21 protein-coding genes are annotated in these 22,148 nt (G+C 36.3%); 13 read left to right on the forward strand and 8 right to left on the reverse strand.

Translation table 11 applies throughout. The features are described from left to right. Window positions 1–282: 282 nt before the first annotated feature. The 3 genes from ACXM0J_RS08195 (at window position 283) to ACXM0J_RS08205 (ending at window position 1,403) form a co-directional block, all read left to right on the forward strand. Window positions 283–603, forward strand: coding sequence for a hypothetical protein (locus tag ACXM0J_RS08195; protein ID WP_032038393.1), 321 nt, complete (start codon window positions 283–285; stop codon window positions 601–603). Between the two features lie 230 nt (window positions 604–833). Beyond that, the gene (locus ACXM0J_RS08200; protein WP_014206275.1) at window positions 834–1,043 is read left to right on the forward strand and encodes a cold-shock protein; all 210 of its coding nucleotides are present in this window, start codon (window positions 834–836) and stop codon (window positions 1,041–1,043) included. A 171-nt stretch (window positions 1,044–1,214) separates the two neighbouring features. Continuing rightward, window positions 1,215–1,403 carry a hypothetical protein gene (locus ACXM0J_RS08205; protein WP_075382782.1) on the forward strand — a complete coding sequence of 63 codons (189 nt, stop codon included), beginning with the start codon at window positions 1,215–1,217 and terminating at the stop codon, window positions 1,401–1,403. Window positions 1,404–1,502: 99 nt separating this feature from the next. Here ACXM0J_RS08205 and ACXM0J_RS08210 read toward each other — a convergent pair whose 3' ends face one another. From ACXM0J_RS08210 to folE2, 3 genes are all read right to left on the reverse strand, one after another. After that, window positions 1,503–2,858 carry a dihydroorotase gene (locus ACXM0J_RS08210; RefSeq protein WP_032053074.1) on the reverse strand — a complete coding sequence of 452 codons (1,356 nt, stop codon included), beginning with the start codon at window positions 2,856–2,858 and terminating at the stop codon, window positions 1,503–1,505. Next, window positions 2,848–3,408, reverse strand: coding sequence for a gamma carbonic anhydrase family protein (locus ACXM0J_RS08215; RefSeq protein WP_032007519.1), 561 nt, complete (start codon window positions 3,406–3,408; stop codon window positions 2,848–2,850). The genes ACXM0J_RS08210 and ACXM0J_RS08215 overlap by 11 nt, the downstream gene beginning before the upstream one ends. 130 nt (window positions 3,409–3,538) lie before the next feature. Further along, a complete protein-coding gene (gene folE2, locus ACXM0J_RS08220; RefSeq protein WP_032007517.1) occupies window positions 3,539–4,441 on the reverse strand; it encodes a GTP cyclohydrolase FolE2 in 903 nt (300 codons plus the stop codon). 894 nt (window positions 4,442–5,335) lie between these two features. Between folE2 and ACXM0J_RS08225 the strand changes: the two genes are divergently transcribed. The 4 genes from ACXM0J_RS08225 (at window position 5,336) to ACXM0J_RS08240 (ending at window position 9,536) form a co-directional block, all read left to right on the forward strand. Continuing rightward, window positions 5,336–5,899 (forward strand): TetR/AcrR family transcriptional regulator, encoded by a 564-nt coding sequence (locus ACXM0J_RS08225; RefSeq protein ID WP_086265113.1) that lies wholly within the window; start codon window positions 5,336–5,338, stop codon window positions 5,897–5,899. 316 nt (window positions 5,900–6,215) lie between these two features. After that, a complete protein-coding gene (locus tag ACXM0J_RS08230; RefSeq protein WP_262470452.1) occupies window positions 6,216–7,280 on the forward strand; it encodes a catalase family peroxidase in 1,065 nt (354 codons plus the stop codon). Between the two features lie 12 nt (window positions 7,281–7,292). Next, window positions 7,293–7,889 (forward strand): cytochrome b, encoded by a 597-nt coding sequence (locus ACXM0J_RS08235; protein ID WP_086265112.1) that lies wholly within the window; start codon window positions 7,293–7,295, stop codon window positions 7,887–7,889. 342 nt (window positions 7,890–8,231) lie between these two features. After that, entirely contained in the window at window positions 8,232–9,536 is a 1,305-nt protein-coding gene (locus tag ACXM0J_RS08240; RefSeq protein WP_086265111.1) for an MFS transporter, read from the forward strand. Between the two features lie 85 nt (window positions 9,537–9,621). On the opposite strand, the gene ACXM0J_RS08245 is transcribed toward ACXM0J_RS08240, so the two are convergent. Continuing rightward, entirely contained in the window at window positions 9,622–10,059 is a 438-nt protein-coding gene (locus ACXM0J_RS08245; RefSeq protein ID WP_086265110.1) for a DUF2147 domain-containing protein, read from the reverse strand. A 512-nt stretch (window positions 10,060–10,571) separates the two neighbouring features. On the opposite strand from ACXM0J_RS08245, the gene ACXM0J_RS08250 reads away from it, so the two are divergent. After that, on the forward strand, window positions 10,572–11,042 hold the full coding sequence (locus ACXM0J_RS08250) for a Csu type fimbrial protein (protein ID WP_086265109.1): 471 nt from the start codon (window positions 10,572–10,574) through the stop codon (window positions 11,040–11,042). Between the two features lie 123 nt (window positions 11,043–11,165). Here ACXM0J_RS08250 and ACXM0J_RS08255 read toward each other — a convergent pair whose 3' ends face one another. Beyond that, entirely contained in the window at window positions 11,166–12,194 is a 1,029-nt protein-coding gene (locus tag ACXM0J_RS08255) for a MerR family transcriptional regulator (protein WP_086265108.1), read from the reverse strand. 214 nt (window positions 12,195–12,408) lie between these two features. After that, complete coding sequence (locus ACXM0J_RS08260) at window positions 12,409–13,107, reverse strand: DUF1826 domain-containing protein (protein ID WP_086265107.1); 699 nt, start codon at window positions 13,105–13,107, stop codon at window positions 12,409–12,411. A 322-nt stretch (window positions 13,108–13,429) separates the two neighbouring features. Between ACXM0J_RS08260 and ACXM0J_RS08265 the strand changes: the two genes are divergently transcribed. Beyond that, the gene (locus ACXM0J_RS08265; protein ID WP_086265106.1) at window positions 13,430–14,803 is read left to right on the forward strand and encodes an EAL domain-containing protein; all 1,374 of its coding nucleotides are present in this window, start codon (window positions 13,430–13,432) and stop codon (window positions 14,801–14,803) included. 144 nt (window positions 14,804–14,947) lie between these two features. Beyond that, entirely contained in the window at window positions 14,948–16,894 is a 1,947-nt protein-coding gene (locus ACXM0J_RS08270) for an acid phosphatase (RefSeq protein WP_086265105.1), read from the forward strand. Between the two features lie 188 nt (window positions 16,895–17,082). Here the strand turns inward: ACXM0J_RS08270 and ACXM0J_RS08275 are convergent, their stop codons facing one another. Beyond that, on the reverse strand, window positions 17,083–17,841 hold the full coding sequence (locus tag ACXM0J_RS08275) for an HD domain-containing protein (RefSeq protein ID WP_086265104.1): 759 nt from the start codon (window positions 17,839–17,841) through the stop codon (window positions 17,083–17,085). A 676-nt stretch (window positions 17,842–18,517) separates the two neighbouring features. Here ACXM0J_RS08275 and ACXM0J_RS08280 point away from each other — a divergent pair. Beyond that, window positions 18,518–19,072: a TetR/AcrR family transcriptional regulator gene (locus tag ACXM0J_RS08280; protein WP_086265103.1), complete on the forward strand. Its 555-nt coding sequence runs from the start codon at window positions 18,518–18,520 to the stop codon at window positions 19,070–19,072. Between the two features lie 83 nt (window positions 19,073–19,155). Here ACXM0J_RS08280 and ACXM0J_RS08285 read toward each other — a convergent pair whose 3' ends face one another. Then, window positions 19,156–19,512, reverse strand: coding sequence for a winged helix-turn-helix transcriptional regulator (locus ACXM0J_RS08285; protein WP_032003267.1), 357 nt, complete (start codon window positions 19,510–19,512; stop codon window positions 19,156–19,158). 127 nt (window positions 19,513–19,639) lie between these two features. Here ACXM0J_RS08285 and ACXM0J_RS08290 point away from each other — a divergent pair, with 127 nt between their 5' ends. Further along, window positions 19,640–20,497, forward strand: a complete 858-nt coding sequence (locus ACXM0J_RS08290; protein WP_213034410.1) for an SDR family oxidoreductase — start codon at window positions 19,640–19,642, stop codon at window positions 20,495–20,497. A gap of 484 nt (window positions 20,498–20,981) precedes the next feature. Further along, complete coding sequence (locus ACXM0J_RS08295; protein WP_086265101.1) at window positions 20,982–22,148, forward strand: carbohydrate porin; 1,167 nt, start codon at window positions 20,982–20,984, stop codon at window positions 22,146–22,148.

The following is a 22,148-nucleotide window of genomic DNA, read 5'->3' on the forward strand; positions in this document are numbered from 1 at the left end:
GCTTAATTCTCGACATAATGTTTCTTTGAATCAAATACACTGTTGATATATAAGTGGAAGAAAATTTTAATCAAATACAAGAGTTAACATATAGCTTGAGAGCTATTGTTTTTAATGGTTTTTTGATAATTATAATTTATTTAAATATATTGTTTTAAGTTCTTAAGTGGAGGAGATATTTTTAATTAAAGTGGGGGATTCGATCTGTAAATATATTTATACAACATAAAGATACAGTTTTACATGCATACTCAATCAAATTAATTAAAAAATGAGGGAAATATGGATGATGAAATGAAAAAATATTTTGATGTGGCTGAAAGTGTTTACAATAATATTCACTTTAAAAATCAGTCCTCTAAGGATTTAATTGACTGTCTGAATAGACTGTTAATTGAAATTAAAAAAGAAGCAGCTATAAACAATTTACAATTAAAATATCCTGTTATTGATTTTGAAAGTTGTTTAAATAGGCCAATGAAAGAGCGTATTGTTAAAATTGATTTAAGTCTTCTCCCTAATTTTGATAATGAACATGAATTTATTCTTTGGTTGGCGGGTTTTGTGAAAAGTATTTCTGTATCTAGGAGTTATTATTTTTAAATAACGGTACGAAAATAAATATTTTTTAAATGTGTTGTATAAATATTTATTTGGCGTATACTCAATTTAACTAGAAAAAAAGACTTATTAGTAAATCCTCTTTTAGTATCGTAGTTTTATTCATAATCCTTCGTTTTTTTAAGATCTTAAACTCAATTCGTTATTATTTTTTCAAAGTTTAATGAGTCATGAAATGTGGCTTTATATTATTAAAAATCAAAGGATATATTATGTCTAATACAGCAATCGGTACAGTGAAATGGTTTAATGAAACTAAAGGTTTTGGTTTTATTCAACAAGATACAGGCCCAGACGTTTTTGCACATTTTAAAGAAATCAGTAGTTCAGGGTTTAAAACCTTATATGAAGGTCAACGTGTTAGTTTTAATATAGCTCAAGGACAAAAAGGTCTTACAGCTACTAATATTATTGCCCAATAATATTTTAAAAATAAAAAAAGCATCTTAGGTGCTTTTTTTTGTTTGATATATCAATAGGATATAATTTGGTACATTTTTCTGATATTTAAAGTAAAAAAAGAGATCATAATAATTATATTAATAATAAAAAGGACAAATGAGATGGAACTTAGAGCCGTAAAATTACATAAAATGTTTAGAGATTTTCATGAAGAAAAGGAACATGGCTATGTAGGGGAATATGATGAAAAACATAACCTTGTAGCAATATATAATACGTTTAAAGAAAAAATGCAGAAAATAGAAGGAACTTATCAATGGGTTTTACCTTCATCGGGTGAGGTATTTTTTGTTGAGGAAGATCCGCTATATAGTCGTTAATGGATTTTGCCTCCTACTTTAAGCAGATAAAAGCCTCATTATAAATCGCAATTTAACAATAAATTTTAATTATATTTTCTACTCTAAAATTTGGCGGTGTTATCTGTCTATGTCTAATGCTTTGCCTCGACAGCTTAAAAATAACTGATTTTGATGCCAAGCCAATTGCCCTGACACAATAGTTGTATCGACGTCATAGCGGAAGGTTTTATTTTGAAATGGCGTCCAGTTACATCGCATATAGTTTTTTTGATCTTTAACTGCAATAGCCTCTTTATTTTCTTTAAGTAGAACCAAATCTGCCCAATAACCTTCACGGATATATCCACGATTTTTGAGTTTAAATAAATCAGCGACTTGGTGTGATGTTTTCTTAACCATTGTTTCTATACTTATTTTTTTATCTGCCACAAGTTCCATGAGTGCTGGAACAGCATGTTGAACTAAAGGCAGGCCAGCGGGTGCTTTTAAATAAGATTGTTGTTTTTCGTCCCATGTATGCGGTGCGTGATCTGTACCAATAATATCTAAGCGATTGGACTGAGCAATCGCAGTGATGAGTGCATCTTTGTCTTGTTGAGTTTTAATTGCTGGATTACATTTTATTAAATGGCTAAGCGCAGCATAGTCTGATTCATCAAAACTAAGATGGTGAATACATACTTCAGCAGAAATATGCTTTAGATTTAAAGGTAAATCTTTAAACAAACACAATTCTTTGGCTGTACTTATATGTAAAACATGCAGTTGGGTCCCATATTTTTCCGCTAAAGACACCGCTAAACGTGAACTCTCAAAGCATGCTTGTTTATCCCGAATTTTAGGGTGCATATGTGCTGGAATATATTCACCATATTTCCCGAAATATAAATTTTCTCTTTCTTTAATGCGAGGTGTATATTCGCAATGCGTTAAAAGAATGGTAGGGACATTGGCAAACAATCGTTCAAGAATTTGCGGGTCATCAACTAACATATTGCCAGTAGAGGCTCCCATAAAAACTTTTACACCGCTGACGAGCTTGGGGTTAAGCTGCTCAATAATATCTAGATTTTGGGAGCTTACTCCAAAATGAAAGGCATAATTTGCCATGCTATATTGGGCGGCAATTTGTCTTTTTTGCATAAAGGCATCTAAAGATATTGTTGGGGGATTGGTGTTTGGCATATCCATATAACTGGTAATTCCGCCAATGACTGCTGCCATAGATTCCGAAGCAATACTGCCTTTATGTGGTGAACCTGGATCTCTAAAATGGACTTGATCATCGATCATTCCTGGAATCAGCCAATTCCCGTTCGCATGAATGGTTTTAGCATTAACAACATGAGAAATTGATGGAGCAATTTTTTCGATTCGACCATCTTGAATAAGTACATCTACAAATTCCTGTTTTCCCTCATTCACTAAATTGGCATCTCGGATAATGATTTTAGAATAGGGTTTAAAACTCATTGTGTAATGCCTTATAGCCTTTGACCAATTCAATATTTGTTGAGACAACACTCTCGGAAAACTCACTAATAGAGATATCAACCGGAGGGTATTGGTTTAAGTCGGTTTTAGAGTTGATGTAGCTCATTGCAGGGACATAAAAATGGTTCGGTAAATCACGACCATCGACGACTGCGTTATGACGAATAGCACTGTGATGACCGACCTTAGAGTTAAATATGACGCTGTTGAAACCGACAAAAACATGATGACCAATTTCACAAGGCCCATGAATAATTGAACGATGAGCAATTGATGTATTTTCACCAATTACAACTGATGCACCAGCTTTGGAGTGAATCACAACACCATCTTGAATGTTGGAATTTGCACCAATAATGATAGGTTCCATCTCTCCATTTTCGTCGGTTTCATCTGCACGAATCACCGCATAAGGGCCAATAAACACATTGGCATGAACAATGACTTTGCCGCAAATAATAGCGGTCTGATCGACATAGGCTGATTGATCAATAACAGGGAGATGGCCAGATGGATTTTTACGTAGCATTGGATTACCGTTTAAATCTGTTTATTTAAGTTGGGATATTGAGGGTAGTAAGTTGAAACTATTTAATTTGTGACAAACAACAGTCATTTTTGTAAAAATCTTGATCAGTTTCAGATATATATAAAATGTCCTACCATTGCCATGACCCTTTTGCCACAGCATCATGCGCATGTAGGCTTTCTGCATGAGTCACTTTAAATTTGAAACCATGAATATTTTTGTGATGTATAAACGAACCATAAAGGCGTCTTAATGCATCTTCGCAGAACATTAGATTTTGACCGTTGGCAACCGCAAATGCCTGTTCATCAATACGCTTCACGGCAGTTTGCACAGGAGTCATTAATGCCAGTTCAGCTTGGTTTATAAATTCGATGAGTGGAATGTTTTGAAGATTTTGATCTAATTTAAATTGAAGGAGGGCAAAACTTCTTTGGCTATGGGGCGTTGCTGCAATTGCATCTGTGGTATTTAACCAGTTCATAATGTCTTGTTGGTTAAGTCGAATTTCTTGATTTTGTAAGGCCGACTCAAACCGTTGTTGAATAATATTTCTTGAAAGTGCCGCAGAGCATGGGCAGGTTGAAGAATAGGGGATCTCGACTTTTAATTCTGCCTCAAATTGATCATTAGAAAGTTGGCCTGACAAAACAAAAGGATAGCTTTTCCACCCTGAAAGCTTGCTGACTAAGGCTGATCGCTCGATATAAAGTTTACTGTGAATTTCAATTTTGGCATGCTGCGATAAATCTTGATGGCTGTCTAAAAAGTCCTCTAAAACTAATTTTAAATCAGGCATATTTATATTTTCGAGTGATGTTAACTCTAAAAGTCGTGTGTAAAGACGCGACATATGAATGCCTTTTGCTAAAGGGTCATCCAGACTGACATAAGCATTTACGTGGCTTGGGCATAAGGTATTTTCAATTCGAACGGGTAATGCAATGTTTTCCATGCCAACCCAATCAAGGCGGTGGCTATAGGCATTTGGTAAAGTTGGCTCGGCAGATATATCTGGGAGAACAAGGTTCATTTATTAGCGGCTTATATTGTGATGTTAATGTTATGTTATAACATAACATTAATGGGTGGCAAGTTTGCTATAGGCCTTAATGGAGTTAAATAACATTGAATAAGTAAACATAGATATATAAGCTCCTTGTCTCTTTCCGTAATGGTAGGACGGGAGAGGGACACCTATGGTGTGCTAGTTGAGTGACTAGTCTGTCAACCCTTTTCCGTTTTGTCACCATAACTTTGATGTTTTGGCAAAACTTCTAATAAAAAGAGAAGCTAACGGTCATTTATTAAAGCCTAAGCTCAAATATTTACTTTAATTTTCAATCCCAATTTAACAATAACTTATTCATTATTTAGCCTTACTTTTTTAATGATCTATTTTAAAACAAATGGCATTTTGTGTGCTTGACTGCAATAAATGTGAAGCTTATCCTTTGCCTGCTGGCCTACATTGCCAGTCGGTTTTGACGGACCGTATCATAGAAGCATTAAAGGTTTTATATCTTTAGTGTCTAGCCCCTCGTGCCCCCTCTACGGTGGAACGGGAGGGGGACACCTTCGGGTGTGCTGGCTCTATGACCAGTCCGTCAACCCTCTTTCGTTCTGCCACCATAAATTTAATGTCTGGCAGAACTCCCAATAAAAAGGAGTTGGCTTTGCACATCCATTATTTCTTGGCGGCCCTTGCCATAAGCTATTACGACACAGCTTAAACGTTTAAAGCAGTTTGATCGCCCTAAGGTTTTCAAGCTTTAAATCGTCACGACCAAAAAACTTACTCAACAATAAAACTTGAGATGTGCCAAGCACAGTCTTTATAGGCTTTGCTGTGCTTTTTTTCTCCCAGAAAGGGCACAGGTTTTTTATCTCATTTATATACAACAAGAATTTTTATAATGGTAAAACTATGCCAAAGTTAGTTCTCTCAACACGCGCTATTCAAGTTATTAATACGTCGATTGATTTATTTCAGCATCACGGCTTTCATACGGTTGGGGTCGACAGAATTGTGAAAGAGTCAAAAATTACCAAAGCGACCTTTTATAACTTTTTTCATTCAAAAGAGCGGTTTATTGAAATCTGCCTGATCGTACAAAAAGAACGTCTAAAAGAAAAAGTGGTTTCAATTGTTGAATACGACCAAGGCTCAAGCGTGAAGGAAAAACTTCAGAAACTTTATTTCTTACATACCGATTTAGAGGGACTGTACTATTTATTGTTTAAAGCCATGTTTGAAATAAAACTGACCCATCCAAAAGCCTATATAACTGCAGTGAGATATAGAACATGGCTCATTAATGAAATCTATAGCCAGCTGAGAGCACTCAAAAGGGATGCGACTTTTCACGACGCCAAGCTATTTTTATATATGATTGAAGGCATAATTATTCAGCTTTTAAGTTCAGAACAGAAAGATGAGAGAGAAAGGGTGTTAGATTGTTTTCTCATCTCTATGATCAATCATCACTAGTTAACGAGCTCGCTTTTAAAAAGATCACCTCTTCGGACTCTTTCGGTCAAAGTCGGCGCTTCTAGATTCTTCGTTCTCATGCTTTATTTATCTCCACTCAAATGTTAATAAGATTAATACTAACCCCGAGGTGCGTACCTTATATGATAGGGAAATAAATATTATATTAAGGCTTATCTCTATTGGATCCAGAACTTTCGGGATTTTATTTACTGAGCTAATTTTGAACGTGATTCCATCAATGTAAGTAAGTCTCTTTTGACATGATCAAACTCTTTTTTAGGGATGCAGCCATACAATTTACACAGGATGAAGAATGAATAATTTGAATTTTAAAACTCTAAAGAAGTATTGGCTGCGATTCGTGGGTATTGCTGTAATTGCGGGCTCCTTAGTATTGGCATTTGCTTGGGTCGCCGGTCTATTTGGACATCGCACCACAAGCAAAACTTTTTTGGGAGACTCATTAAATAACTTTGATCCCGGATATCGACGTGCACACGGTAAGGGTATTTGTTTTGATGGCACTTACCACAGTAATGGTGCGGCGGCGGCACTCTCTAAAGCCACTGTATTTGCCAAGTCTGATATACCAGCAATTGGCCGATTTTCTATTGGGAGTGGTAACCCGCATGCGGCAGATAATTCGACAGCAACAGTAAGTATGGCTTTATTACTTTCCGCAGCTGATCATTCACAATGGCGCATGAAATTAAACAACTTTCCCTATTTCCCTACACGAAATGCTGAAGGTTTTTTGGCGCAGCAAAAAGCATTTAAACCAGTTCCAGCTACTGGCAAACCCGATCCAGCCCTTGTTGAGGCTTTCTTAAAAGAATATCCAGAAGCACGTAAGTCTATTGAGCAGAAGGCAAAGATGCCATTAACCGGTAGTTTCAGCGGTGCAGAATTTTATGTCGTAAATGCTTTTATATTGCGAGCCGCCAATGGACAAGAACAGCCAGTTCGTTGGTCTATGCGTCCTCATTCAAAATTTATTAGCCTTACGAAAGAACAACGTGATCAAGCTGGCCATGATTTCTTATTTAAAGACATCAAAAAACGTTTAGCTGAAGGGCCGCTATATTGGGATTTAGTTTTGCAACTTGCTGAGCCAGGAGACCCAGTGAATGACCCGTCTCAACCTTGGCCAAAAGAACGTAAAGAATTGATAGCAGGAACATTGGAAGTCAAAAATGTAACTGAACAGGTAAATGGCGTTTGCCGTGATATTAACTTTGATCCAACACTAGTTCCACCCGGAATTGAGTTATCAGATGATCCGGTACTCGCGGCACGAGCAAGCATCTATTCACAATCTTACAATGCTCGGTTACGTGAAATTGGATTTGGCAAAGCAACGGATGCCGTGGGCAAATAGGAGAGATCAGCCATGCAAAACAAATCTAACAATAATGCTCCACGTCATTTTAATTTGACTGCTCGAATACTACATTGGCTTATGGCGGTAGCGATTTTGGCCATGCTATTTATTGGTGTGGGAATGACAACCTCAATCACTTGGCGTCCGTGGTTAATCGATATCCATCGTCCTTTAGGAATCGCAATCTTATTATTGGTCATCATAAGATTAATAAATCGACTCTATTTTCCAATTCCACCTTTGCCACCGACTGTACCGCGCTGGCAGGCATTTATGGCCCATGCATCACATTGGCTGCTCTATCTTTTGATGTTTAGTTTGCCATTGCTCGGATGGGCTACGCTATCGGCAGGTAATTGGCCTGTAACTCTATTTCCGGGTTGGGATCTGCCACCAATCGCTCCAACCAACTCGACGCTCTATGCATGGTTCCGTACTCTACACGGAGTTTTGGCTTGGCTACTATTTGCTGTGGTTATTGGTCATCTGTCTGCTGCGTTATTACATGCATGGATTTATCGCGATGGCGTATTCTCAAGTATGGCTTTGGGTTCTTCTGAACCATCAAGTAATGGATCTTCTGCTGAAAAGAAGAATGCTGATTGAGGGGAATTATTAAGCTCAGATCAGGCGAACGAGAGGGAAAAGATTTTCGATTGTTTTTTTAAAACATCTATTTGAATCTAAAAATAATTTAAATAATAGGATGTATGGTTTGCTTGTTTTTTTGTTAGATGAGCAGACCATAGCTCCTGTGCAATAAGTTGAGATCATTACTCAGACAGAATCAAATCATCTGATCTAACTTTTTGTTTATATTATAAAAAAATAATATTTTGACTTTGTTAGCATATTATTGCTATTTTATTTTACGTTAATCGTAAATTGATTACGTATTGCATAATTAAAATGAATTAATTTAAAGCATGTCATGGAGAAGGGAATACCATGAAAGAAGTTGCATTAAGTGATCTGATCAATCAGCAGAAAGTTGGACGCTATCAAAAATTTATTCTGATCACCTGTTTATTACTGATGATTATGGATGGCTATGACATCCAGTCTATGGCTTACGCAGCCCCAATGATTATAGAAGAATGGGGCGTTCAAAAATCCATGCTAGGAATTGTGTTTAGCGCCAGCTTATTTGGTTTGTTTGTTGGATCATTTTTATTAAGTTCACTCTCTGATCGTTTTGGCCGCCGTCCCATCTTACTGATCTCGACTTTTATGTTCTCGGTGTTGATGCTGGTGACGCCACATGTGGGCAATATTGAGCAATTGACTGCAATCCGCTTTGTTACAGGAATTTTTTTAGGAGGGATCATGCCAAATGTTATGGCTTATAGCTCCGAAATTGTTCCATTCAAATCTCGTATTTTTACCATGATGGTCATTTCTTGTGGCTATACGGTAGGGGCAATGTTAGGGGGCGGTATATCCGCCTTATTAGTTCCTTGGGGAGGCTGGCAGGCGATTTTCTATTTTGGTGGTATTGTTCCTTTAATTATTTTCTTTATCACATACTTTAAGTTACCAGAATCTTTATATTTTTTGAGTGAAGATAATAAAAATACTCCTAAAATTTTATTTTGGTTAAAGAAGTTCTATCCGGCCTTAACATTTAATTCAGAAATAAAAATCATCAATAACACTGAAGTTGAGGTTAAAAAGTCGCCGCTTGAGTTGTTTAAAAATCAGCGCGCGTTTTTTACCTATTCCATCTGGATCATTAGTATCTTAAATATGATCAGTCTATATTTTCTGGCGAACTGGCTCCCGACTTTGGCCAAAGAGTCAGGACTTTCATTAAATCAGGCATTGATGATCGGTTCCACTCTACAATTAGGCGGTACGATTGGTAGTGTGGTGATGGGCCTTAAAATCGATAAGACAGGATTTTATAAAGTATTAATTCCTGTTTTTTCGGTTGCAGTGATGAGTGTTGCTTTAATTGGCTATGTGGTTAGCCATATTGTTTTATTATTTATTATCATTTTTATTGCTGGCTTTGCCATTGTTGGTGGGCAACCTGCCATTAATGCACTGTCTGCCAGTTATTACCCAGTTTCACTTCGTACTACAGGCGTGGGCTGGAGTATCGGAATTGCCCGTTTGGGTTCGGTCATTGGGCCGCTATTTGGTGGTTATCTCTCTCAATTTCTGGTCATTACCCATTTATTCGTGATTGCTGCAATACCTTCGCTACTCGTCATTATTATGCTGATGATTCAAGCTAAGTACCGATCATAAAAACTATTACATCCATCATGCACATATTGACTGTAATTATGATCGGTAAGTAGTTACAAAGAGTTGGTTACTGCTACTTCATGACCTATTTAACTCGATACCACGTTTGATTTCGGCCAATCACAGAGATACCAATGTATCCACGTGCAGTAAGTTTTTCACCATCTGGTGATACTGTTAGGCTAAAGCGATAGGTCTTATCTGACTGTGGGTCGAGGATAGAACCTTTGTCATATTTATTTTGACCCACACTTTTTAAATTTTTGACGATGGTTAAACCAATCAAAGATTTATTTTTATAAGTACCTTCGCACATCGTACATTTGTTGGCTTCACTTGGAACAAGTATTTTTTCGATGTTTGCAGAGAGGTTGCCATTTTTATCTTGGCTAAATCTTACCAGCGCTCGAGGTTGATTGGTTGCGTCATCAATGGTTTTCCAAACACTGCCATGTAGTTTGTCCGAAGCAAATGAATGAACCGAATAAAAGCTGAATAAAATTAATAATAAATATTTTTTCATATCAATGGTTTCTCGAATTAAAAATAAATGGTTTTAAAGGCCAGAATTATTCATTTTAAATTTAACTTCACAATTTTCTTAGTATTGAATCTATAAGCTAAACAATATGTAAAGTTATAATCTATTTGTTTGGATATTATTTTGATCGGTTTTTTTATGCAATTGCGAGAATGGACAGAATGATTAAGCAAGGTTTAAAAGTAGATTATAAATTATTGATAATTTTTAGAAGTAGTGGGGTGATTAAACTGCATACAGTTTGATAAATAATGACAAATTTTATGCTTAGGAGAAATAAAAAACATCCACTACTTTTTAAATTAGTTAGATTGCGTGTAACTCATCACAAATAATAAAAATAATATGCAAATCATGTGATTAGTATAGATTGACACTGTGCAATATTAAGTCTTATAACTAAACAATCCTGAAAGCTGTTTCTTTAATAGGAACAGAAAAAACACAATATAAAGATGAATAGACATTAGAACAAAAAGTTAAGGAGAGAAGAAATGAAAGTCATTAGACATGCTTTATTTTCTCTGATGGGAATGTTGACAATAAATAGTGCAGATGCTGGAAATGCATCTACATCATTAAGGGTCAGTTTAACCATTCTAGAAACTTGTGAAGTTTCCACACAAGGAAACTTAGATTTTGGTTCGGTTGAACGTGCTCAGCCAGTTCCTACTGCAAGAACGGATGTAACTGTGCAATGCAGCAAAAATACACCGTATCAATTGGCTGTAACCTCAGACAATAACTTTGAACTTAAATCTACTGCCAGCCCAGCATCTGTTGCATATGTACTGTATCAAGATGCGGGCCACACTCAAATTTGGGGAGGGATGGCGGATAAAATACGTTCACGAATTGCGTCAGGGATGAAAGAAAATATTCCTATTCATGGAGCGATCATATCAAGTACGAATGTTCAGGCAACCAAGTATGAAGATTGGGTTCGTGTGAATGTTATATATTAATTGTGAAAACAAAAATAATCATAAATATCAAAAACTAATTTATAAAAAACCTGTTTTTATGGGTGAATAGAGTATTTTAAAAAGCTACACCAAACTATGGTGTAGCCAGTTGTTTTGATAGAACTAAGCATCACGCATTAGTGCTGCTACTGCTTTTTCTAGAAATTGTAGGGTCACTGGTTTGAGCCAAGTACCGTCAGCAAGGCTTGGTTCACTTTGCATTGCTGTACGGATTTTCTCTTGAGTACTTGGATTTTTGCCAGCATAGCCTTGTAGCATAGAGAGCCATTGTTGTGCCAAACGCTTTGCTCCATCACTATCTGGTGTGACCTCGGCATCAATCAATTTTTCAATATCGACCAATAATTGAGGCCATTTTTTCATCTCACGAATGTAATTTCCTTTTAGAAAAGTAAACTCATCGTCAGATAAATAACGGGCAAAAATACTCAGCTTACTCTCAGAAAAAGCTTTAAGTAAAAACTCAACAACTTCTGGCGTTACGCCTAATTTTTCCTGAAATTCAGGTGCGGCTGAGTTTATGGCATTTAGTTTAACTAACCATTCTGGGTTAGCTCGCGTATTGTGCTCAAGAGTTTTCATCCACTTTCGAGCTAGGTCTTGAGCTGCTTCACTGTTAGATGGTTCACCAGCATTAAATAGTGCATTTGCTGCTTGAGTTAACTCTTGCCATTCTTGGTGGCTTTTAGTGCCTGCTTGTAAGAAAGTCAGTTTTTCAAGCTCTTCTTTTGTAAAGTATTTTTCAAACATCGCTATAAGCTCCAGTGTTTTTAGCCAATCCTCCAAACCAAGCTCTTCACCATTTATGATCTGAGATTTAAGTTTGCTGAGCTGATTTCGCAATTTCTTTTGCTCTGTCAGCCTTTGATCAATTGCTTGAATCTGCTGATCAATAATCGGTAAAAGCGCAAGATTGGGGTCTTCAAGAACCGTATAGATTTCGGCTAACGACATTCCCAGTCCTCGTAATGCTTGAATCTGATGCAAACGAGTAATGTCTTTACGGGTGTATAGTCGATAACCAGCATCGGAACGGACCGAAGGCTGAAGTAAACCGATATCGTCATAGTGATGAAGAGCACGGACAGTAAGTCCTGTTTGCTTAGCCAATTCACCAACTTTTAACAGCATCTTTTTAGCTCCTTCTTCCTTAGGCGTGTTTTATGCTAGGGGCTTACGTTACGTGAGGGTCAACTACTTTAAATCATAATTTTCATTATTTTTGATTTGCTAGATATCCGAATTTATTTGATCCGTTTTCGGAATATCTTAAGAGATTACTTAAGCCCGTTTTTCTTGGATAAAAATGATTTCAAGCCATTCCAGTCATGGAGTGGCAATATATTTAACAAATCAAAAGCAATCGATACTCGCCATTTTTTTCAACAGGTGCTCGATGAACACAAGGTAAAACCTTTTGAGTTGGATGATCTACTGCTAAACGCCAAATATGTCCCGTACCTAAATTTACAGGTTGAGCATCGGGTTTAGGTTGATAATGCAAATCAAAAAAATACTCTGCCAAAAAAGCTTCAAATTCAGCATCAGAGCCGTCATGTAATTCTTTGAGCTTTTCTCTAATTTCTGGAATTAAAACTTTTTGTTCAACTTGATCATTGGGCACAATATCGCTAGCAGCGCCGTGATAGGTACATAAGAATGTATCGGTTTCAATGGGGGAGCGATCAACATGGAATGAATATACATCGGTTGAAATGAAATCTAGTTCTTCATCGCGTTCATAATATTTAAGCAAATTAAGTACAGGTGATGCACCAAAATCAGTTAACAGCTCGATATCTTCTAAAATAGTTGTCCTTGCAAGATTACCTTTTTCTGAAAGTTGTAGGTCTAACAAGTCTTCAATGGAAACTTCTGTAATATTTTCTTTTAACTGAAGATTATTCACAATTTCTTTAAAGTCGCCCACCAAATTTCTGTGCCAGCAAATCGCATTTGTCTCTCCTTGGAACTTTGTATTTACAAGTTCAGAGAAACTAGAAACTTTTCTAATTTGGTTGCTTTCAGAAAATGCGTTCTTCATAGGAGAGTTAAATAAACCAGAAGCCGAGTCGCATAATATACACTGAGCTATCTATAGTGGCTAAATGATATTTCTCATTAAATAAGTTAACTGCTATTAATATTCAAACCTTGTGTAGCCCAGTAGAGGCATGTATCGTTAGGGAACAATATTTTAAAATAATAGAGTGTTTGAAAAGCAAGTTTGTTCAATTCAAGCACTAGACTGCGCCACCACAATTAAAACAATATCGATCTCAAGATGAGTCCTAGAAAAGTAAATAAAACATGACGTTTTATTGGTGAAAATTGACAGGGTATATCACTGATCAAGCTTGGGGTTTATGAAGAAATATTTTACGGTTGATGTATTTATGATAGCTTCGTCTTACTTTAAAAAACGCAAAAAAAATTACCGTACCGTAAAAGATCAGCAGCTTACAATCGCAGCAAAAGCAAACATCTTTATTTGTATTATTTTTTGTTTGTTTTGGACTATATATTTCGCATTTTCACAAATGTGGTTAATTGTTTATATGGACATCTTTTTTACACTGATCTCCATATTTAGCCTTTTTCTCATTTATATAAACCGCATTTCAGCGGGTATTCTCCTCTCACAATCCGTTCTTCTCGTTTTTCCAGTCGTTTTTTGCCTATTTTTTGATATAGCTACCGTTGATCGTCCACAGGTAGCTCATTTGTTTTTACCCGCTGGGGCGATATTGGGATATTTAAATTACCGTAGAAATCCAAGCCTTTTACAAGCGGCTTTAATTCTTTTGTCGATTGGATGCTTTATATTTTTTAGTGGCAGCTCGTTTAATCTTGATAGCGCTATCCCTTTGCCGGAAGATATTCGTGATCATGGCGGATGGATTGCAACTTGTGTCGCTACGCTCATGATCTGTATTTCAATTTACACCATGCAATTAGAGATACAAACAGAAAATACCATGGTGCAAGACCTACGCTTAGCGCTTGCTAAACAACAGTTTGAGCTTTTTTATCAACCACAAGTCAATGCCTCTGAAACACTGATAGGCGCGGAAGCCTTATTAAGATGGCATCATCCTGTTTCAGGATATATTCCTACAAAAGATTTTATTCCATCGGCACAAAGTTTTGGCTTAATGCCAGAGATTGGGGAATGGGTATTGGCTCAAGCGTGCAAAGTTTTACAAGACTGGAGCAAAAAAGCCGAGACTAAAGATCTTACGCTTTCAATCAATATTAGTCCTGATCACTTCATGCAACCAAACTTTGAGCAAACTGTGATTGGGTTGATTCAGCAATATGACATCAATCCATCTCGTCTCATACTAGAAATTACTGAAAATATTGCTTTAACGAATTGTGTGAGCATGATCGAAAAAATGCAGTTCTTATCTAAACAAGGAGTTCAGGTTTCTCTTGATGATTTTGGTACAGGTTATTCATCTTTAAGCTATCTACAAAAAATGCCCATCAGCCAAATCAAAATTGATCGTAGCTTTGTACAGGCAGCATTGGATGATAAACGTAGTAATAAACTCGTCACTGGTATTATTAAAATTGGACTGGATTTAAACCTTCGTGTGTTAGTAGAAGGCATTGAAACTCATGAACAATTTAGTACTTTTAAAAGTAATGGATGCACTGAGTTTCAAGGCTATTTGTGGGGATGCCCCATGCCTTTAAATGACTTTTTAAAAATGTTATCTCATTTCAAAAAATAGGCAAAACAGGTATTTCAGCAGTTAAGTATAGAAAGTAAAAAGAGAGTTAATATTGTTTAGAAAAATTTAAATTAATTTTAAATATGTAATACCAGCTAAACATTCATGGTGAAAGATACGGATATTTATTAAACGGATCACATCATGTCAAGCTTTAAAATAAATACACTTCTACTTTCTCTTATCTCTTGTTCAGTCTTTTTTACGGGGTGTAATGATAGCAATAGCTCAGATGATAATTCCGCAGCAAACCAAGAAATACCAGCGGTGCCAAAGGGTATTGGCTTTGAAGATACTGCTCCAGTTCCATCAAATATCACCACCATTGTAGATTCGTGGACGACCAATCAACGTGGTGATGCACGATATGCCACGGTTGAAACAAATGCTGGCGTACGTGTGCTGAGCGGGTTTTTAGATGTATGGACACCTTCAAGTTTATTTGTAGATGCAGGCCAATCTGCTGAGGCAAGAGATGGTTTTCCGGCTGTAGTCGAATCAAACTGGACAGGTTTACCGGGCGACAGTACGGACGGTATAAAAAAGAATGCAGATGTATTGAATTACAACATTAACTATTCAATTCAAACTACGCATAAACGTACAGATGAAGAAGCTATTCGGGCCTATTTAGATGATAGACGTGGAAAAAGTTATAGCGTAACGACAGGAATGGGAGCATTAACCGATCCTTGGAGAAAACTCACAGGGCAGACCACCACAATCAATTCAGTGCCAGCCGACGCTGCACAAGTAAAATATGATGACAAAGGAAATAATAGTGGGCTGACTACGGCCGATGGAAATGCCAATTTTGGTAAAGTCGTTGAATTTGTGCAAGCGATGGGAAATAACTCATCGACAGAGCCAGCAAAACGTTTTTATAAATATGCTCGTCCGTGGCGCTGGAGTTCAGAAGTCATTGTTGTACCTAGTTTAGAATCGGCAAAAAGTAGTTCACCTACAACTGACGGTGGTTTCCCAAGCGGACATACTGCCGAAGCTGGCCGAAATGCAATTGCGATGGCCTATTTAGTGCCTCAACGCTATCAGGAACTCGTTGCGCGTGGTCTAGACTTGGGTGATTCACGTATTATCGCGGGAATGCATTCAGCGATGGACGTGATTGGCGGACGACTTCAGTCGATTGCTGCAGATGTTGCAAACTTAAATGCGATGACTGTTGAGCAACGAAAAGAAGCTTATCTACAAGCTCAAACACAGCTCATGAAAGAAACCAACAGCTCAACATTTGAATCGTTTTATAGTTTGGCTAAAACACCTTATGACGCGAAAGACCGTTTCGCCGATCTTGAAAAATTAAAACAGCAGGTTAGCCACTGGATGACTTATGGTTTTAATCAAATTGGCGATAAAACAAAAATAGCGACGGTGCCTAAGGGAGCTGAAGTTTTATTGGAAACTCGACTTCCTTATTTAACTGCCGATCAGCGCCGTGTAGTTTTGAAATCGACTGCGCTTGCGTCAGGTTATCCAGTCATGGATGACGTCGAAGGTTATGGTCGCTTAAACCTGTTTAGAGCGGGTGCAGGGTATGGCAGTTTTGATGGTGATGTAAATCTGGCCATGGATGCCAATTTAGGTGGCTTTAATCAATATGACCAATGGAGTAATGATATTACGGGTGCGGGTAAACTGACCAAATCAGGTACAGGAACTTTAGCACTGACAGGAAATAACTCGTTTACTGGTGGTATTGATTTAAAACAGGGTGGTTTAGAAATATTGTCTGAGCATGGTGGTGGTCAAGGCGATATTTACATGCATGAAAACAGCTTATTAAAAACCAACTCAGCTAAAACAGTTATCATTGCGGGTAATTTAACTCAGCTTGCAGGGACCACATTTAACATCACTTTTAAATCGAATGTACTTCCAGCAGTTCAGGTGGCAAATACCCTTACCTTAAATGGAACATTGCAGCTCGTCACAAAAGATAATTTAGCAGCAGGAACTTATACGGTGTTATCAGCTAAAAAAGTCCAAGGCACCTACAAAAAAGTGACACTCAACGGCAAGGATATTACGCCAATCTATCAAAATAATAGTGTTAAGTTTACGGTGTCATAAGTTGAGTATTGAAGCTTATTCTTTGCATATTGACCTATAGGGTTAGTCTGCTAAGACTCTTTGGTTTTGCCACTATAACTTTAATGTAGTGGCAGAACTCTAAATATAAGAGATTTACGTTTTTACCCCAAAATCCAACTCCAAGTGTTTTAATTCTTGGTGTAAGCACTTTATAAATATTAATATTTCTACTCTTTAAATAAATTTGACTTAATCATGAGTGGTAAACCAAGACTACTTAATAGACTAGTCCGAGAATTTGGTACATTCTTACTTTCTAAATTAACAAGCTCAATAAATTCTTTATTAAATTGTTTTCTAGGATATTTTTCTAAAATTTCATTTCTAAAAGAGACGGGGAGTCTATATAGACCGTCACTAATTACATCGCATGATGCGCCTTGTTGTAATAGCGCAATTTCTACAGGGTCAGAATGATCTATATAGCCGTTCATATGTAAGCAGATAGCATCTTTAATGACTTCACTTTTCTTCTCATCAAAGCTTTGTTCTTTAGCCTTTAGCTCAAATTGTTTAGCACTCTCATAGGTAAAACAGTTACAACCTTTACTATGAATATGTTGCTCAGTTAAGCCAATATCATGAAAAAGTGAGGCTATTAAAAGTGATTCATCATCAAATTGCTGTTTTTGTATATGGCCTAGGGCAGCTCCCCAGAAATAGGTTCGCCATGAATGATTGTAGATAGATATACTTGCTTTAGTTTCGAGCTCATCAAGCGCGACTTTAACCATTTGAGTATCTGGTATTACGATCTGATCAATATCAAAATCATGAGAAGTTTTGAATCGAAAGTAATTTATTTTTATAGAAGCCATAACACTTGGCAGCATAATTTTTTGAATTAACTTAATTTTCTCTTTGAAGCTGAGCTGACCATTGGTAGCTTGCATCCAGTGATACGAACCAATTCTTTTAGTTTTCATTATTAGATCTCACTTTAGAGTAATTACTCTAAAATATTATCATAGATGATTTTTTGCAAGTTGTATCTTTTAAGACCTCGATGGAGCTTTGATTGATAGACGTTTTATAAACCCCAATTTAACAATAAATTTTAATTATTTATCCTTACTTTTTAATGATCTATTTTAAAGCAAATGTCATTTTGTGTGCTTGACTGAAAGAGGGCGGGCTACTATCCTTTGCCTGCTGGCCTACATTGCCAGTCGGTTTTAGCAGACCGTATCAAACGTACATTAGAAGTTTCGTGCTTCTAGTGTTGAGCCCTCGTGCCCCCTCTATGGCGGAACGGAGGGGGACACCTTCGGGTGTGCTGGCCACGTTTGACCAGTCTGCTAACCCCTTTCGTTCTGCCACCATAATTTTAATGTCTGGCAGAACTCCCAATAAAAAGGAGTTGGCTTTGCACATCCATTATTTCTTGGCAGCCTTTGCCAAAAGCTATAACGACACAGCTTAAACTTTTAAAGCAGTTTGATCGCCGTAAGGTTTTCAGGCTTTAAATTACTTCGTTTTAAAACTTAATCAACAATAAAACTTGAGATGTGCCAAGCACAGTCTTACGGGCTTGGCTGTGCCTTTTTTCTCCCAAAAAAGTATCTCATTTAGAAACAACAATAATTTTATAACGGTAAGACTATGCCAAATTTAGTTCTCTCAACACGCGCTATTCAAGTCATCAATAAGTCGATTGATTTATTTCACCATCGTGGCTTTCATACCGTTGGGGTAGATAGAATCGTTAAAGAGTCAAAAATTCCGAAAGCCACTTTTTATAATTATTTTCACTCTAAAGAGCGATTTGTTGAAATCTGTTTGATCGTACAAAAAGAACGTTTAAAAGAAAAAGTAGTTTCAATTGCTCAGTACGACCAAGGCACAAACGTGAAGGATAAACTCAAGAAACTTTATTACCTACACACCGATTTAGAGGGGATGTATTACCTATTATTTAAAGCAATTTTTGAAACTAAACTGGCCTATCCAAAAGCCTATATAACGGCAGTGAGATATAGAACATGGCTGCTTAATGAAATTTATAGCCAGCTTATAAAACTCAAAATCGATGCTACCTTTCAAGACGCTAAGCTATTTTTATATATGATTGAAGGTGCAATTATTCAGCTTTTAAGCTCGGATGTGGCAATCGAGCGGGAGAGAGTGCTTGAGTGTTTTTTGTTGGGGTTTAGATGAGAGAGTCGGACTCTACGTTTGCTGATCAAAGTTAGATGAAGATATATCAGTCGTGAAGCGAGTTTAAATATGCTGAAATTTGCTTATAAAACTAAGTCTGAACGAGGCTGCTTTTCTAATAACCGAGATATATTATTTTCAAGCCAATCAGTTAAATCAAAAAGGCGTTCGGAAGCTTCTCGACCAAAGTCCGTTAATTGATAATCTACTCGAGGGGGTACTTCGGCATAATCCTGACGATAAATAAAACCATCTTGCTCAAGTGACTTTAAGGTTTGTGCCAGCATTTTTTCACTAATGCCATCAATTATTTTTTTTAATTCATTAAAGCGTAAACGTTGATCACGTAGTGCAACTAAAATTAAAACACTCCAACGGCTTGTTAGTGTCAACAAAATTTTTCTAGATGGACAATCTGCTGCAAAAACCTGACCTTTCATTGCTCATTACCTGCATTACAAAAGTTTACATTTAATGCTGAACTTACTTTTAGGTAAGTACTTACTTTTAGTAAGTGAAGATACTACGATGATTGAAATATTTCAACTACATCAGATGGAGATCACCATGCGTATTGCAGTTACTGGTGCAACAGGTCAACTTGGTCAATTCGTTATTTCTCAATTACTTGAACGGACCGAAGCAAAAAATATTGTGGCATTAGTCCGTAATCCAGAAAAAGCTATGGATTTAAGCTCAAAAGGGGTAGAAGTTCGTCCTTTTGATTATGTTCATGACGTAGAAAAACTTTCAGAGCAACTACAAGGTATTGATAAGCTTTTATTAATTTCATCAAATGAAATTGGTCAACGTACGTTACAACACCAAAATATTATTAATGCAGCAAAACTCGCACATGTAAAATTTATTGCTTACACAAGTTTATTAAAAGCAGATGTAACACCACTTTTACTTGCACAAGAACATGTTGAAACTGAAGAATATTTAAAAGCATCAAATATTCCCTACACGTTATTACGTAATAACTGGTACAACGAAAATTATGCAATGGGTCTTAAACAAGCGGTAGAGCATGGCAAAATTTTTGGGGCAACTCATCACGGTAAAGTTTCTTCTGCTTCACGTCTAGATTATGCAACTGCGGCCGCTGTGGTATTAACGCAAGACGGGCATGAAAATAAGATTTATGAATTGGCAGGTGATACAAGTTATACGCTTGATGATGTTGCAAAATGGACAAGCGAAATCACTAAAAAAGATATAACTTATCAAGATTTACCTGAAGCAGAATATAAAGCACTTTTAGTGCAGGTTGGTGTACCAGAAGGGTTTGCTCATATATTGGCAGATTCGGATGAAGGCGTATCTAAAGACGGTTTATATAGTGATAGCAAAGATCTGCATCAGCTCATTGGCCGTGCAACGACAAGTATGCAAGAAACCGTGAAAGAGTTTTTAAAATAAGTAGAAGCTTTTTAGAAAGATCTTTTAAGTTAACAATATATTTAACACTTGTCTGAAACCAAAGAGGCTTGAATTGATCTGATCCAAGCCTTTATTTATTTGAATTAAAAGATATAACTATAATCATTGTGGTTTAAGTTTTTGATATTTAAAAATTAATAAGCAACCTATTCTATTATCTAATAGTCTAAGTATTAAAAAATAGTATGTCATTTTTAGACAAAATTGATGTCATTCGCACACAAGTCAAACCAATATAAATATGTTGAAATCAGATTTATCAAATGGGACTGAAATAAATCAGTAAGCCAAAAATTATCGATATTTATTAAATATAATTTATTAATTTGTGGTGGAGGATATTCAAAAGATATCAGAATTAATAAATATTAAATTGAGCTAGAAATAATCATTATGCCAAGTTTTTAATTATAAAAATATAAAACTAGGAAAATGATTAATTATATTTAAAGGAAAGGATTCTATGTATATATCTAAACAAGGATGTATAGGTACACTCATGCTTTTATATAGTATGAGTGCAAATGCAGAAGTGAGCCTAAAAGACAATTTCAAGTTCACAGCTAATGTTATTGATTTAGCGATGTATAGCCAAGAAAGTGCTGTAGATGACAATTTTACTAATTCAGCAGGTTTGTTTTTAAATACTGAAATTAAATTGGCGAATGAAAGTCATGACTTTGGGGTTTTAAAAGCACAATATGTGTTTAATGGTTTAAATGATGATGCACAGCTAAATACTTCAAACAATTGGTTTGGAGGAGTAGGAAGTTATGTCGGTGGAGCAATTGCTGCCAATGATTTGGCTTCATCCCAACTCAGTTTGCTGACTTGGGATAAGTATTGGAATGATAAAAAACTCTATACGTCCGTTGGGCGTACCAATCTAAGACGATATTTCCTCTATAACAATTGTCAAAATATCCTGTTGTGTACTGACCCAATTAAAGGCGCAATGGGTTCATTGCCGACTAACTATGCGTATTGGGGCGGTTATGCCAAATATAATTTATCAGACCATATCTATATGCATGCAGGGGTTTTTGAGGTCAACACAGATGATTATGTCTATAAGAAAAAAGGATTAGATTTTTCCTTTCACCATCAACTAGGTTCTACCCAAGTATATGGTGTCGGATATAAAGATAAAAACACTAAAGCAGAGTTATTATATTTTTATAATGATTCTGAATATCGTAATGCCTATACTCAAGAAAAATATAATGGTACAGATGGTTTGAATTTTAGATTTAACCATGATTTTAATAATCAGAATATTCCAACTGTATTTGGTGCTTACTCATATATTGATGAGAAAAATCAGCCTTATAAAAATTATTGGGAATTAGGATTAAGCTATAAAATTAATCAAGGAAAGAATCATTTAGGCGTGAAGTTCGGTCAGTCTCAACTTAATGATGATTATGTTTTAATGACAGAGAAAATTAATGGTAATAATAATAAAACAACCTCTTTTCTTTCTTTAGATACCGATATTAATTACAAACGCCTAACTCTAAGCCCATTCGTACAATACATCTGGAATCCAGATAACTACTACCGCTCTACAGGAAAAGCCTTCAATAGCAATGTGATTGTCGGTTTAGTCACTCAAATTAAGCTCTACTAA

It is taken from the genome of Acinetobacter sp. GRABPA_MV_2, assembly GCF_056725885.1.